Genomic DNA, 15171 nt, shown 5'->3' with positions numbered 1-15171 from the left:
ATATGAGTCAGATTATTGATGGAAAGATGGTCGCAGAATCGATGAAAGCATCGATAGCTAGCGAGGTTCAAGAATTAGTTGCCTCAGGCAAGCGTGCTCCTCATTTAGTCGCCATTCTGGTTGGGAATAATGGTGCTTCTGAGACTTATGTTGCCAATAAAGTTAAGTCTTGCGAAGAATTGGGCTTTTCATCTACCCTATTGCGATTTGATCCATCCATTACCGAACATGATTTGTTGCAAGCGGTTATCGATGTGAACAATAACCCTGAAATGGATGGTTTAATTGTTCAGTTACCCTTGCCTTCTCACATCAATCCAGATCGGGTTATGGAAACAATTCACCCTTCGAAGGATGTGGATGGGTTTCATCCCATTAATATTGGACGGATGGCCAAAGGACTTCCTGCCTACATTTCAGCAACTCCGCAAGGCGTTCTCGATTTATTAGCCTATTATAAAATTGAAACTGCTGGGAAACATTGCGTTGTCGTAGGGCGTAGTCAAATTGTAGGTTTACCTATGTCTATTTTGATGCAACGTAATCATCCCCAAGGTAATTGTACCGTTACATTAACGCATTCGCGTACAGCTAATTTAGAGGAAATGTGCCAACAAGCTGATATCATCATTGCCGCATTAGGCAAACCTGAATTTATAACAGCGGCTCATGTCAAGCCTGGTGCGGTAGTAATTGATGTAGGGTTAACGCGCGTGGAAGATTCCAGTAAAAAATCAGGTTTTGCCTTGAAAGGGGATGTAGATTTTGATTCTGTATTCCCGATAAGCTCGTATATAACTCCAGTTCCTAAAGGCGTGGGTCCCATGACCATTGTTTCTCTTATGAAAAACACCTTGTTAGCTGCTAAAGGAGTAATATATCCGAAGAACTAACCTTTATATAAATAGCGATGAAAAACGCCCAATGGGAGTTTTTTGTCATATTGGTCGTTTAAATATAGCTCTCCTGATTCCGCTGTTTCTGGTACATTAAATATCCCATTGACCAGGTTTTCTACCACTAGCGTTGAAAATCCAAGGGAATAGACGTTTGTTAATAGAATGTGTTCTTTCGGATCTAAAATTTCCTTGACTGATCGTAACATATCATCTATTTGCTCTTCCAAAACCCACTTTTCACCATCTGGACCACGACCATAAGCTGGAGGATCTAATAAAATGCCTTGATAATGGTTGCCTCGTCTTGCTTCTCTTTTTACAAATTTTAAGGCATCTTCCGCCATCCAACGAATAGCATCTAGATCTGAAACTTCCATGTTCTCACGCGCCCAAGACAATACGGGTTTTACAGAATCAACATGCGTTACATCTGCACCCATTTGTCGACAAACTAAACTTGCTCCACCGGTATAAGCGAATAGATTGAGAAACTTGGGTTTTGGGTTACTCAACAAAGGAATATTTTTGGCCAAAAACTCCCAATTTGATGCTTGTTCGGGAAATAGTCCTACGTGTTTGAATGAAGACAAACTGATCTTGAACGTTAAATTTAAACGTTCAGATTTATATGGAATAAACCATTTATCAGGGACCCCTTTCTTAATATCCCATACACCTCGTTCTGTACTACCTTTCTCCTTGCGAAAATGTGCATTAGCCTTAACTGTCCAAAATTCTTCAGATAAAGATTTTGTCCAAAGAGCTTGAGGCTCTGGTCGTCTCACAACAAATTCACCGAACTGTTCTAATTTTTCAAATCCTCCTGAATCAATTAATTCATAACTATTGCCCCAATGTAGAGGCGTTTCAATGGCGATAGACGGGTGATTAACTGACATTAAGGTTTGAATTGAATTTTATTTAAATAGAAAACATTCCGTTTTCCTTCTGATTGGTTAACGATATTTTGTGTTCCGTAGGCTAAAAAATACGTATTGTACCAATAGGTTAAATCGGAGTCATCGGATTTTCGTACCCGATCTCCTTCTAAATTTGTTTCGATTGGTATCGCGCTTTCACTTTCTTTCGTCCCTTGTTCACTAATAATCTTGGAAATTATCTGATTCTCCTTGCTATAACTCAAAATTATCTGATCATCCTGGACTGAGGTTTTAATTTTTTGTATGAGTTTAGGCTCTTTTATATCTTGAAGCGATATGCAATGATCCCATAATAAATTCCCTTGAGCATCTAATTCTGCAATGACCGCATGGGTATAAACCCAGCCATCAAATTGCTGTTGGTTTCCGTAATAATTGAATCCTCGATAACCCCATGGGCTGTAATAGCTAGAAAATGGAGAATAAAGCCCATAATTTCCATATCCCCATCGGTAAGGATTATATAACATGCTCCAAGGGGAGTAAAATCCCCCCATATTCATCATTCCAGGAAAAAATCCACCGCCATAGGGACCAAAATTATTGTATTTATAATCCGGGTAAAAAGCCTCTGCCACAATGAGGTAATGATCACCTTTTCTAATTATGTCATGCATGAGTAGGCGGTAATCTAAACGTAAGTCCTCACCTTTCTCTTCCTTATCCTTTATTTTTTTCGATTGGCGTTCTTGTTGCTTAGGGCTTAGGAAGTTGAAAAAATTGGCAAATTTTGTAAAACTAGTATAGGATGCATTTGCTAATTCCCCATCTAAAAATGATTGAAAATACAAGCCTTGTGAACTTGGTCCTCTTGATGATCCTACCGAGTTTTTATGACCGTAGGTTCCTACAATTACCTGCAGGGAGTCATTAATTTGAGCCGATTTAGCATTCATCATCGCATATTCGTCATTTGACTTCATCAATACTTGACTTACTTGGTTACCATCTTCGTCGAATGATTTAAATACCAATTGATAATCTTTGGCTTTTTTGCCTACGGAATAAGTAACATTGATTTGGTGATACGCGGTGTCTAAATCCATTGATTGAATTTCTGCTTGCCCCTTCACAACGGATGGAAGAATGCGCGTTTTTTTCTCATTTATATTGGTATACAAGATTACGGGTTGCGAATTAACCATCCCAGCAATAAATAATGAGGCATTGAGTGCTTTAAAGTTGGAAATCTCAATTCGATCTACAGAAATGATTTGATATTTTTCAATTTTACCTTTGTCAGTATTTACGCGAAAAACAACATATGAATTACTTTTAAAGCGACTAAATAAAAGATATAAATCATCTCCATCATAACTGTGGGTAACATAGTCTTGATTGGTTTCAATGTTCGCATTTGTTGTCCAATCTTGTTCCAGGTCGGTTGAAAATTTCTGCAAACTAAACGACTGCTTGTTAAGCTGGCTCATTAGAATTACTCCCTTTTTTCCTAATGGAATCGTAAAGGTTTCGACTTGGCTCGTTTCCATGGGAAACTCAATCCGTTTATTCGTTTGACTTTTTCCTTCAAACAGAATGAAAAAAAGGGCCGCTAGAATCAAGAAAGCTTTTTTCATGTTATTCTGCTAAACTTAGAATGATATCGAATTCTGCCTTTTGGACAGGTGTTACAGATAATCTTGACTGTTTAATTAACGCCAATGAACTTAACCGTTCATCAGCTTTCATCGTTTTCAAAGTAACTGCTTTTGCAAATTTTTTAACTGGAACAAGTTCTACGACCACCCATCTAGGATCTTCCGTTGTAGGGTCTTGATAAAATTCCTTATGCACTTCAGCTAATCCGATCACTTCCATTCCTTCGTTCGAATGGTAAAAGAATACCCAGTCCCCTTTTTGCATGGCCTTCATGTTATTCCTTGCTTGGTAATTACGCACACCATCCCAAACAGATTTCCCCTCTTTAACGAAATCATCCCAAGAATATTTGAATGGTTCTGATTTAACAAGCCAATAATTCATGTTTACGGGAATTTAGGGAATTTTGAGAAATCAGGTTTGCGCTTTTCTAAGAATGCATTTTTCCCTTCTTTTGCTTCATCAGACAAATAATAAAGAAGTGTAGCATTTCCGGCTAATTCTTGAATACCAGCTTGACCATCTAGCTCGGCATTGAATGCCGATTTTAACATACGTAAAGCTAATGGACTTTTTTCTAAGATTTTTTCACACCAAGCAACAGTCGTAGCTTCCAATTCATCCAGTGGAACTACCTTATTTACTAAGCCCATTTGTAGTGCATCTGCTGCATCATATTGATCACAAAGAAACCATATTTCTCGTGCTTTCTTTTGGCCAACAACTCGTGCTAAATACGATGCACCAAACCCTCCATCAAAAGAACCTACATTTGGTCCAGTTTGACCAAATCGGGCATTTTCTGCTGCAATTGATAAATCACAAATAACATGTAAAACATGTCCACCTCCTATTGCCCACCCAGCTACCATGGCAACTACGGGTTTCGGAATTGTTCGTATTTGGCGTTGTAAATCCAACACATTTAGTCTTGGCACATAATCTTCACCTACATATCCTCCCTCACCACGGACACTTTGATCTCCACCTGAACAAAATGCTTTTCCTCCTTCTCCGGTTAAAATAATTACCCCCACGGAAGTATCTTGCCTTGCTAATTCCATTGCTTCTGACATCTCTTGCACGGTCAGTGGAGTAAATGCATTGTGCTTGTGGGGACGGTTTATGGAAATTTTAGCAATGCCATTGTATTGCTGAAATAATATTTCCTTGTATTCTTTAATGGTTTTCCAAGCAAATTTTGATGTCATAATGTATTAATTTGATTCTTCGTTGTAAGTAACATCCCAAGTATGGTCTGCCAATAGGATGACTTTAGCTAAATATCGACTGTATTTAAATGATCTACCCCATTCATGAGGAGCAACAAGCGAAAGCAAGTCGGTTCCATCTTCCTTTTCATACATGTAGTAGGTTTCAGAAATGATGGGTTCGAATCCCATAGCCGCATCATAAATGCGCTCTGAAATCTCTTTACGATCCGCAATCAATTTCGCTTGCTTAGCTAAAACCTCCATTTGTTCGTAAAGTTGGTTCATCTGGCGATCCGTTTGTTGGCGCATCGCTAAAATACTCCGCCCTTTTGTTTTACCCGTATCTTCTGGTTTGATGACAGCACCTCCAGCCGTGTGTGCATAAGGAAGTAATCCCGGATTTTGGGCAACCTTATCAGGATTGATCGGATTTAAAAATGGATCTTCTTTCATTTAGGCAAGGTTATTTGATTAACCTTCTATTAACTCACGAAATTAGAGAATGTTTGGTTAATTTTGGAATGATTTGACGATTTATGCAGCTATTTTCTCCCCTTTCTGATGTTTTATTTGAACCGCGTTCAGAATTTGAACGGGAGGTGTTGGATTTTTGTGTCCAATGGAAAAGTGGGAAGTCGTCTTTTTTGTTTCATACCTCTGGTTCTACAGGAATGCCCAAACCTATTTGGTTGGATCGGAAAGCCATGGAAGTATCGGCCTTATGTACGGGAAACTGGTTGCAATTAAAGCCTCATGATGTGGCACTTGCTTGTTTACCCGTGCAATATATTGCTGGTGCTATGGTTGTTGTTCGCGCTTTGGTATTAAATCTCCAATTATGTTTAGTCGAGCCATCCGGAAACCCCTTGCTCGATTTAAGTCCTGTTTCCTTACATATGGCTTCATTTGTGCCCAATCAATGGCACGCGATTTTAAATTCTAAAATTGACTTGACAAACTTTTTTCAAAATGTCAAAGGTATTTTATTGGGTGGTTCTGCTCTATCTGAAAAAATAGTCATGGCATCAATGGATTTTCAATGGCCAATTTTTGAAACGTATGGAATGACGGAAACGGTCTCTCATGTAGCCTTTAGGCCGATTGGCTCAGCTTATTTTCAAACCTTGGATGGTATTGAAACTGGCGTTGATGACCGAGGATGTTTACTGATAAAGGGGGCGGTTACTGAGTTTGATTGGGTTCAAACTAATGATATTGTTAAGGCTTTATCCCCAAATACTTTTGAAATTATTGGCCGTTTGGATCGAGTTATCAATTCAGCAGGTAGAAAAGTTCATCCAGAAAAGTTAGAAGAATTTATATCCAAACAGGATTTACAACCGTCAGCTTTTTTTATTGATTCCTTACCGCATGAGGTTTATGGCCAACAAGTTGCTTTATTTTACCAGGGAGCTTGGGACAAAAAAGCAGAAGTTGCATTAACAAAAATTTTACGTTCAACTTTTGAGTCTTGGGAGTTACCTAAGCAATTTATTCACTTGTCAGATTTTCAATTTACTTCCTCAGGTAAAATAGATAGATTGAAATCAGTAGATTTGTATCTTAAATCGAAAAAATGAAATCAGCGCGTTTAGAGAAGAAATTTCAATTGTTTTATGAGAGTCCGAATAACGTTCCAGCCCCTTACCATTTGGAGGCAGCTTTTATTTTTGAAGACTTCTTAACAGAAAATCCACGCGTTGAAGTTTCTATTCAATACATAGACCGGGATGATTTTTCACGGGAGGAATTAATGGCGGAAGGATTAAACGTTGAAGATCAATTTGTTTGGTCAGGTAATCTTTCTATAGCTTGGAGAAACCGTTTAGAAACGTCATTTTTATTGTTTCAATCGGGCTCTTGCAATCCACGAGATGAAGAACCATTCATCACGTTAGAATCTTCTGATACGACAACCGCAGTACCGATTAGTTTAGAAACGGAGGATACACTCTTGCAAGAGTTCATGCAGGCCATATTAGAGGTAGCTGGTAATGAAATGCCTCTTTATTTGGGTTTTCAATTTACAGACGCCGATGGTGAATGGACCCGTATAGAGGGTGAAATGTCTTTTTTTGATTTAAAGTATACCTACCGGTCTGGCGGAGAAAATGGCCTCGTCCGATTTACCGATCAATGGATTGAGTTGCAAGAATTGATGCAAGTACTTTTTATAGGGGAGTTTATATTTGAAAAAGGTGTTGAAGATTTAAAACCTAAGACCCAATTTGCAGTTTATCCTGGTGATGGCAAATGGTATGTAGCTGGAGATACTTGGTTTAGGCCATCCGGAAATAAAGGTTATTTTGATTTTGTTGAAGATAAATTACGAGAATTGTTTACCATTTAAGAGTTAAGCTCATGAATCAATCTATTGAAGAAAGAATCCAAGAGGTTCTGTTTTTGCAAAAGTCTTCATTACTAAGGCTAAAGAACTCAAGTGCGAATGAACGCATAGAGAAACTGCAGAAATTACAAAATTACATGTTGAGCCATCAGCAAGAGCTATTCGACGCTTTGTATCAAGATTTTCGTAAACCTACATCGGAAGTAATCTTAGCTGAATTATTAGGGGTAAAGCGGGAAATTGATCATATGATTAAACATATAAGGTCATGGATGAAGCCTCAAAAAGTAACTACCCCTCTCCTCTTATTAGGCACACAAGGTCATATTCAATATGAGCCTAAAGGCTTGTGTTTAATTATTGCGCCTTGGAATTATCCGTTTAATTTGGCAATTAACCCTTTGGTTCATGCTATAGCTGCCGGTAATGCGATTATGTTAAAACCATCTGAATTAAGTGAGCATACTTCGTCCTACATTAAAAAGATGATTACGGCATTGTATGATCCATCGGATGTATTTTGCGTAGAAGGTGATGCACAGGTTTCGACCTTTTTATTAGCGCAAAAATTTGACCACATATTTTTTACCGGGAGTCCTGCCATTGGCAAAATAGTGATGGCCGCTGCTGCTAAACATTTAACATCTGTGACTTTGGAACTGGGTGGTAAATCCCCTGCAATTATAGGCCCAAGCGTAGATATGGACAGTAGTGTACAGAAAATTGCATGGGGGAAGTACCTAAATAATGGTCAAACATGCATTGCACCTGATTATGTTTTTGTTCATGAAAAGGTTCATTTTCAGTTTTTAGCTGGTCTTGAAAATGCAATAAATTCATTTTACAATGCAGATTCCAAAGGCATAGAAAATAGTGGTGACTATGCTCGCATTGTTAATCGTAGACATTTTGACAGAGTTGTTCGATTATTGGACGATGCAAAAGAGAAAGGAGCAAAAGTTATTTTTGGTGGCGAGTTAAATCCCGAGACAAATTACATTAGTCCTACGGTGTTAAGTCAATGCACGTTCGATATGGCCATTATGCAAGAAGAGATTTTCGGCCCCATTCTACCTGTTTTTACTTACCGCTCCGAGGAGGAAGTAATAGACTATTTAAGCCGTGAAGAAAAACCACTTGCCTTGTATGTATTTTCTGAAGACAAGGTGTTTACGGATTTTATCTTGAAAAACACTTCGTCAGGTTCTAGCGTAGTAAATGATTGCTTAATACAATTTGGTCATTCTTCGCTTCCATTTGGAGGAGTTAATAATTCTGGGATTGGTAAATCTGGGGGGAAATTTGGCTTTGAAGAATTTTCTCATTTCAAGGCGGTTTTAGTTCAAAAAACTAATTTTCTGCGGTACTTTTATCCACCCTATACCTTGCGTACAAAATGGTTAATCGAGCAAGTGTTAAAATGGTTTTAAGAAAGCTTTTTTACAGCTTTTTTCTTCTTTTTTCTTTTAATTCTTTTGGTCAATCTCCATGGTTAGACCAAAATCCTTTCGCGGTGAAGTTTAACCAAATTTCACTAACAAATGCTCCATTGGATCTATTATTTCCAGCTGGTTACGATTCTGTAGCACAAGTAACGGCTCAGTCTATGGAAAATCAATGGTTACGAATTGGTAAGGGTTTTGCCTCAACCAACAACCGTTTTAAAGTTGTTCTTCAAAATCAAGGATTGGTTTCAAATGGTTTTGTCAGTTTAATGGCTCCTCGTGCTGAATTTTTCACCACGTCATCGCAAGATCCCGCATTGATTGGTACAAATGACTGGCTTTCTTTGTTGGTCAGTCATGAATTACGTCATATTCATCAAAATAATGCTGGTCGGCACGGTTTATCAAAACTCGTTCACGGTTTGTTTGGTGCTAATGGTCAGTCTGCCTACAGTAATTTACTCATTCCGAATTGGTTGTGGGAAGGTGATGCTGTGGAGACAGAATCGCGTATTAATCCGATGGGAAGGTCACAAATACCACAGTTTAAAACCCCTTTGAGAGCATATGTTGAGACTTTTGGTATACCGAGTTATGCAAAAATGATGGGGAAGTCATATAGCCATTTGGTGCCCAACCATTATCTTTTTGGTCAGTACTTAAGTCAACAAATGACCAAAGATTTTGGTGATGAATTTATTCCAAAATTATGGGAGGAAACACTTAATCACCCGAATTTATTTGGATTTTCAAGGCAGTTTAAAAAGCATTCAGGACTGTCTATCGATCAATATACAAAGAAGTCTTTGCGAAATTTGGTGGATGATTCTCCAAGGCCAAAGCCTTCTCGGCTAGGATTTAATCAATACTTGTATCCAAATATTTTATCAGATGGTCGCGTTATTGCTTTAAAAACAGGTATTTCAGATATCAGACAATTGGTCGAACTCAAACAAGGTAAAGAACGTAGATTAACTTATTTTGGGCCATTATTAGAAGCGGCTATGTTGAGCGCCTCGAATGATTATGTGACTTGGGCAGAAATTGATTTTCATCCAAGATGGGGTCAAAAACAGTTTTCTCGCATCGTTTTCTATGATGTAAAGTTGAGAAGAAAAACCTATTGGAATCCCCGCAAAAAATGGATAAGTCCTAGTATTTCTGCTGATTCTAAATGGGTTTCATTTATTGATTTGCTGGATAATGGTCATTCATTTTTACGTGTTCATGATCGTGCAGAAAATTCACCGTTAGCTGAACTTAAAGCCCTTCCTGGCGAACAATTTTTACAACCGCGCATAGGACAAAATGGCTTATTGGTATATATCAGTAAGCTGGAAGGGAACAAGTCTATTTGTGTTTGGGATTTTGTTCAACAGAAAATCGTATTTAGAAAAGATTTTGGATCACATAATATTGGTCACCCCTATTTAAAGGACGATTGGATTTACTTTAATTTTCCGTCAGGTGAGGTAGATCAAATTGCTCGATTTAATTGGAAAGAGCCTTTGTTTGAAATATTGAGTGATGAAAGATGGGGTGCATATAGTGCAATTCCTTCGGCGGACTCTTTGGTTTATACGGCCTATAAAGCGACTGGAAATGAAATTGTTCGCAAATTGATTCTGCCAAAAAGAATGGAATTGATTATTCAATCAAATCAAGTAAGGAAGGATAGTGTAATGCATGATTACCCAGTTAAATCCGTTTCAAAATGGAATTTGATAAATCCGTTTTCATGGGGTCCTTTGTTAAGTTCTAATGGAAATCAATTGGAGTACAGTGTTATCTCCCGAGATGTTCTTAACTCACTGCAAGCAACTGCTGGTTTACAGTATGGCATGAATGAGAAGCAAATTACCCAATTTGCACGTCTTTCTTATCAAGCTTGGTTTCCAATTCTTGATTTAAATTATCAGTCTGGAGACCGTAAAACGCAGTTATACATTGATAACAAGCGTCCATTGGATAGTTTAAGGACCGACACTTGGAATCAAACTACTTGGGATATTGGTTTTCGTTTGCCTTTTAATTTAACCCATAGTGCCTATCAAGAAAATTTACAGCTGGGTTCCAATATTGGTTTCCTTCATGTTCAGGGATACGATTTGAAGAAACGGTATTTTTCTGAGCCGTTTAATGGCCATTATCGTTTTCTAAAACATCAATTTCTTTATAGTAAGTTATTGAATCGGAGCTTGCGGGATGTTCAGCCTCGCAAAGGTTTTATTATTAGGAGTAATTGGTCTGGAATGCCATTTAAACAAAGGATATCTGGTGAATTGTGGAATGTCCAGTCGCAGTTGTTTTTGCCCGGTATTTTTAAACACGATGGTTTTTTGTTGAAATATGCTTACCAACAAGAATCAGAGGGGAATTATCGTTTTTCAAGTTCTATATTCTTCCCTCGCGGTTATTTGTATACGTCCTTTAATCAACTATCTACTTTTGGTGTTGATTATCGTTTCCCTATTGTAAATACCAATATCAATTTGGGTAGGATTTTGTATGTTACTCGATTAAAAGGAAATTTATTTGCTGATTTTGGAATTGGGAAAGATAATTCAGAGTCTTCAAAGCAATCCTTTCATACATTAGGTGTAGATTTGTCTGCTCAATTTCATGCATTAAGATTTTCTGAAGGATTTGAACTCGGTGTTCGAGCTATGTTTCTTTCAGAATCCAAGACTTGGGCATTTGTTCCATTGGTTATTGATATAGGATTTTGATCAAACGGTTCTTATTCTTTTGCGGCATATTACTGGTTGTTCATAGTTGTGAAAAGACACAAGACACCAAAGGGGAAACCATTCCTCCTCAATTCATATTTCAAAAAACGCAAAAGCCCGAAATAATTGTTGCTTACCTCAGTAAGTTATTGGAGAGTCAAGATGGTGCTAATCTCTATTATTTAAGAGCAAAAGCATATTTTGATATGCGCGCTTATCTGAAAGCCCAGTTTGACATTGAGCAAGCCTTGAAAAAAATACCGGGGGATGTTGATTTTTTGCTTTTATCATCTCAAATAAAAGGACAATTAGGATTAATTCCGGAAGCCATAGAGGATGCGAAATTAGTTGAGTCTAGTGGTTTATCTGCTGCAAAATTGTTTTTGGTTCTTGCTGATTTGCATCTACTCAATCATGAAAAGCGTTTAGGTTATTCATATATATTAAAAGTTCAGCAAGTAGGAATTCCTAAAAGTGAAGAGGTATATTGTAAGTTCTTATCTCGAATTTTTCGCTCGGATAGTCTTGGGGCTTTACAATCCATTTCAAATAATAATCGTCAACATCCTGATTTGTCGCACGCTTACTATTTTTACCAGATAGGACATCTTTCGGACATCGCATATCAAAAGAGTATTTTAGCAGAATTGAAGAAGTATCCAATGGATCCTTATTTAATGTGGGCTTGGGGGAATTTTCTTGTACATGTGGATCAGAATAAACAAGCCGAGAAAGTATATAAACAAGTGGTTGCTTGGTTACCGCAGCATCCGAAAGTGCGATTACAACTAGCTCGTTTTTATATCGATCGAAAGCAATATGATTCGGCAAATAAGCAGTTGGATATAATTGGGCCAAATTCTGTAGAAATTAAAGAAGCCTTGTATTTACGTGCTTTACTTCAAATGAATGCGGGTCAAAAGTCCAAAAGTATAGCTTTGTTGGACTCGGTAAGAAAGATTTACACGAAAGATGCGAGATTCAATGCCCTTTATGATCGTATAGTAGGGAAAAAAGTGGATTCTGTTTCGGTAAAAAAAGATTCTACCCAACAAAATACGCCTTAAATTTCCCCATGTTATCAAGTCTAAAATGCGGGTAAATTCGTACCTTTGCTAAAATTTTTTTATATGATTAATATTTCTTTTCCTGACGGTCAGGTTCGTGAGTTTGAAAAAGGTGTTACACCGATGGATGTTGCTTTGTCGATATCAGAAGGGTTAGCACGTAATGTTTTGGCAGCAAAATTAAATGACGAAGTTGTAGATGCTTCAACGCCGATAGATTCGGATTCTAGTTTACAATTGCTGACTTGGAACGATGAAGAAGGAAAAAAGACGTTTTGGCATTCATCAGCGCACTTATTAGCTGAAGCGATTGAATCTTTATATCCAGGAACAAAATTTGGTATAGGTCCTGCAATAGAACATGGTTTTTATTACGATATTGATTTAGGTGGAAAAGAATTTGGTTCAGATCAGTTTAAGGCTATTGAAGATAAGATGGTTGAATTAGCTCGCCAAAAGAATGAGTTCATTAGAAAATCTATTTCGAAGTCGGAGGCAATCGCATACTTTAAAGAGAAAGATGACGAATATAAATTAGAATTACTGGAGGGTTTAAGTGATGGTTCTATTACTTTTTACACGCAGGGTAATTTTACTGATTTATGTCGTGGCCCGCATATCCCATCTACGGGATTTATTAAATCAGTTAAGCTATTAAGCGTAGCTGGAGCGTATTGGAGAGGAGATGAAAAGCGTAAGCAAATGACGCGTATTTATGCTATTACCTTTCCTAAAGCGAAAGAATTGGAAGAATATCTCTTCTTGTTAGAAGAAGCTAAACGTCGTGATCACCGGAAATTAGGCAAGGAATTAGAGCTCTTTGCTTTCTCAGAGAAGGTGGGTATGGGATTGCCTTTGTGGTTACCTAAAGGGACTATTTTACGCGAGCGTTTAGAGAATTTCTTAAAACGGGCGCAAGTGCGTGCGGGCTACTCCCCCGTAGTTACGCCACATATTGCAAGCAAGGAGTTGTATGTGACTTCGGGTCATTATGCTAAATATGGGAAAGATTCCTTCCAACCGATTCATACACCTGATGAAGGTGAAGAGTATTTATTGAAGCCAATGAATTGTCCGCATCACTGCGAGATATACAAAACAAAGCCCCGTTCTTACAAAGATTTGCCGCTTCGTTTAGCAGAATTCGGAACAGTTTATCGCTACGAGCAATCAGGTGAATTACATGGTTTGACACGTGTTCGTGGTTTTACACAAGATGATGCACATATTTTCTGCCGTCCTGACCAGGTTGAAGAGGAATTTATGAAAGTAATTGATTTGGTTCTTTATGTTTTTAAAGCTTTGGGATTCAATGAGTATTCTGCGCAAGTGTCATTACGAGATCGCGAAAATCATGAGAAGTACATAGGTAATGATGCGGATTGGGATCGTGCTGAACAGGCCATCATCAAAACAGCTGAATTAAAAGGGTTACCTACGGTTATTGAATACGGCGAAGCGGCATTTTATGGACCCAAATTGGACTTTATGGTCCGGGATGCACTGGGTCGTAAATGGCAGTTGGGTACCATTCAAGTTGATTACCAATTACCACAACGATTTGAGTTGGAATACACCGGTTCAGATAATCAAAAACATCGCCCGGTGATGATTCACCGTGCACCATTTGGTTCACTAGAACGTTTTGTGGCCATTCTTATTGAAAATACGGCAGGTAATTTTCCATTGTGGTTATCACCAGATCAATTAGCGGTATTACCTATTTCGGAGAAATTTGAAGATTATGCCAATGAGGTATATTTACGCTTACAAGAACGGGATTTGCGGGGTTATGTTGATCATCGCAATGAAAAAATGGGACGCAAAATTCGTGATGCAGAAGTAGGCAAGGTTCCTTTCATGATTATTGTAGGTGAAAAAGAACAAGCTGAAGGAATGGTAAGTATCCGTAAGAAAGGCGAAGGTGATTTAGGTATGATGACCTTGGATGCTTTTATGGCATTGGCTGGAGAGGAAATTAATCAACATTCTTATTCATCTTAGAAAAAACTGATAATTTAAGCTCTTGGGCAATATTTGTTTGCTTTTACGCGCATTTTAAATTAGCTTCGAAGTGATTTTTATTTAAACCAAATTTTTATTTATGGCTTTACGCCCCAACAACAATTACCGAGGAAATAAGCGAGAAGAAGAACCATATCGAATTAACCAATTGATTCGTGGTGTTGAAGAGGTTCGACTAGTAGGAGAAAACATTGAGATAGGTGTGTATCCTTTCGCAAAAGCATTGGAAATTGCGGAGTCTCAAAACTTGGATTTGGTTGAAATATCACCTAAAGCAGTCCCTCCTGTATGTAAGGTAATTGATTATGCTAAATTTAAGTATGATCAAAAGAAAAAGCAGAAGGAAATCAAAGCTAACGCAACAAAGACGGTTATTAAAGAAATTCGTTTCGGTCCTAATACAGATGAGCATGATTTTAACTTTAAGTTAAAACATGCGGTAAATTTTCTTAAGGAAGGTGCAAAAGTGAAAGCCTATGTTCATTTTGTAGGTCGTACCATTGTTTTTAAGGAGCGTGGTGAAATGCTACTACTCAATTTTGCCAAGGGACTGGAGGATGTAGGTAAGCCAGATGATATGCCCAAGTTAGAAGGCAAGCGTATGAGCATTATTTTTTCCCCCAAAGCAGCCAAGAAATAATTTTTCTTTTTAAGTGGAATTTTGAGGTAATTATGTTACTTTTGCGTTCCAATTTTTACATTTAATATATTTAAGAATGCCAAAAATTAAAACCAACTCTGGAGCTAAGAAACGCTTAAAAGTAACGGGAACTGGTAATATTAAGCGTAAACATGCTTTTCACAGCCATATCCTTACTAAAAAAACAACGAAACAAAAGCGTAATTTAGTTCACGCTACTTTAGTTTCTCCGGCTGATATGGATCGCGTTAACTTAATGTTAGGT

Annotated in this window: 14 protein-coding genes; 9 read left to right on the top strand and 5 right to left on the bottom strand. The window is 37.8% G+C overall.

From position 1 onward, the window contains the following. Positions 1 to 2 precede the first annotated feature (2 nt). The gene (locus tag ACIQZ2_RS07725; protein ID WP_395768277.1) at positions 3 to 893 is read left to right on the top strand and encodes a bifunctional 5,10-methylenetetrahydrofolate dehydrogenase/5,10-methenyltetrahydrofolate cyclohydrolase; all 891 of its coding nucleotides are present in this window, start codon (positions 3 to 5) and stop codon (positions 891 to 893) included. Here the strand turns inward: ACIQZ2_RS07725 and ACIQZ2_RS07720 are convergent. From ACIQZ2_RS07720 to ACIQZ2_RS07700, 5 genes are read right to left on the bottom strand one after another with little or no spacing between them, the layout of a single operon-like run. Further along, complete coding sequence (locus tag ACIQZ2_RS07720) at positions 890 to 1798, bottom strand: class I SAM-dependent methyltransferase (protein ID WP_395768276.1); 909 nt, start codon at positions 1796 to 1798, stop codon at positions 890 to 892. The two genes, ACIQZ2_RS07725 and ACIQZ2_RS07720, sit on opposite strands and share 4 nt — an antisense overlap. Continuing rightward, positions 1798 to 3417: a hypothetical protein gene (locus tag ACIQZ2_RS07715; RefSeq protein ID WP_395768275.1), complete on the bottom strand. Its 1620-nt coding sequence runs from the start codon at positions 3415 to 3417 to the stop codon at positions 1798 to 1800. The genes ACIQZ2_RS07720 and ACIQZ2_RS07715 overlap by 1 nt, the downstream gene beginning before the upstream one ends. A gap of 1 nt (position 3418) precedes the next feature. Further along, entirely contained in the window at positions 3419 to 3823 is a 405-nt protein-coding gene (locus ACIQZ2_RS07710) for an EVE domain-containing protein (protein WP_395768274.1), read from the bottom strand. A 2-nt stretch (positions 3824 to 3825) separates the two neighbouring features. Then, positions 3826 to 4650 carry a 1,4-dihydroxy-2-naphthoyl-CoA synthase gene (menB, locus tag ACIQZ2_RS07705; protein ID WP_395768273.1) on the bottom strand — a complete coding sequence of 275 codons (825 nt, stop codon included), beginning with the start codon at positions 4648 to 4650 and terminating at the stop codon, positions 3826 to 3828. 6 nt (positions 4651 to 4656) lie between these two features. Next, positions 4657 to 5106, bottom strand: a complete 450-nt coding sequence (locus tag ACIQZ2_RS07700; protein WP_395768272.1) for a DUF2452 domain-containing protein — start codon at positions 5104 to 5106, stop codon at positions 4657 to 4659. A gap of 83 nt (positions 5107 to 5189) precedes the next feature. Here ACIQZ2_RS07700 and ACIQZ2_RS07695 point away from each other — a divergent pair, with 83 nt between their 5' ends. The 8 genes from ACIQZ2_RS07695 to rpmI form a co-directional block, all read left to right on the top strand. Continuing rightward, positions 5190 to 6233: an AMP-binding protein gene (locus tag ACIQZ2_RS07695; RefSeq protein WP_395768271.1), complete on the top strand. Its 1044-nt coding sequence runs from the start codon at positions 5190 to 5192 to the stop codon at positions 6231 to 6233. Continuing rightward, the gene (locus ACIQZ2_RS07690; RefSeq protein WP_395768270.1) at positions 6230 to 7003 is read left to right on the top strand and encodes a hypothetical protein; all 774 of its coding nucleotides are present in this window, start codon (positions 6230 to 6232) and stop codon (positions 7001 to 7003) included. Before ACIQZ2_RS07695 ends, ACIQZ2_RS07690 begins: the two co-directional genes overlap by 4 nt. A gap of 11 nt (positions 7004 to 7014) precedes the next feature. Further along, complete coding sequence (locus ACIQZ2_RS07685; protein WP_395768269.1) at positions 7015 to 8430, top strand: aldehyde dehydrogenase family protein; 1416 nt, start codon at positions 7015 to 7017, stop codon at positions 8428 to 8430. Then, positions 8397 to 11174, top strand: coding sequence for a hypothetical protein (locus tag ACIQZ2_RS07680; protein WP_395768268.1), 2778 nt, complete (start codon positions 8397 to 8399; stop codon positions 11172 to 11174). Before ACIQZ2_RS07685 ends, ACIQZ2_RS07680 begins: the two co-directional genes overlap by 34 nt. Beyond that, positions 11171 to 12241, top strand: coding sequence for a tetratricopeptide repeat protein (locus ACIQZ2_RS07675; protein ID WP_395768267.1), 1071 nt, complete (start codon positions 11171 to 11173; stop codon positions 12239 to 12241). Before ACIQZ2_RS07680 ends, ACIQZ2_RS07675 begins: the two co-directional genes overlap by 4 nt. Before the next feature lie 63 nt (positions 12242 to 12304). After that, positions 12305 to 14245, top strand: a complete 1941-nt coding sequence (gene thrS, locus ACIQZ2_RS07670) for a threonine--tRNA ligase (protein ID WP_395768266.1) — start codon at positions 12305 to 12307, stop codon at positions 14243 to 14245. 100 nt (positions 14246 to 14345) lie between these two features. Further along, positions 14346 to 14906, top strand: a complete 561-nt coding sequence (infC, locus tag ACIQZ2_RS07665) for a translation initiation factor IF-3 (RefSeq protein ID WP_395768265.1) — start codon at positions 14346 to 14348, stop codon at positions 14904 to 14906. Positions 14907 to 14982: 76 nt separating this feature from the next. Further along, positions 14983 to 15171 (top strand): 50S ribosomal protein L35 (rpmI, locus tag ACIQZ2_RS07660; protein WP_395768264.1); only part of this gene is annotated, 189 nt, incomplete at its 3' end.

The sequence above is a fragment of the Aquirufa sp. genome, assembly GCF_044342065.1.
In the GTDB taxonomy this organism is placed as follows: Bacteria; Bacteroidota; Bacteroidia; order Cytophagales; family Spirosomataceae; genus Aquirufa.
Note: the sequence above shows the minus strand (reverse complement) of the source record. Positions and strands in the feature narration are given on the sequence as shown.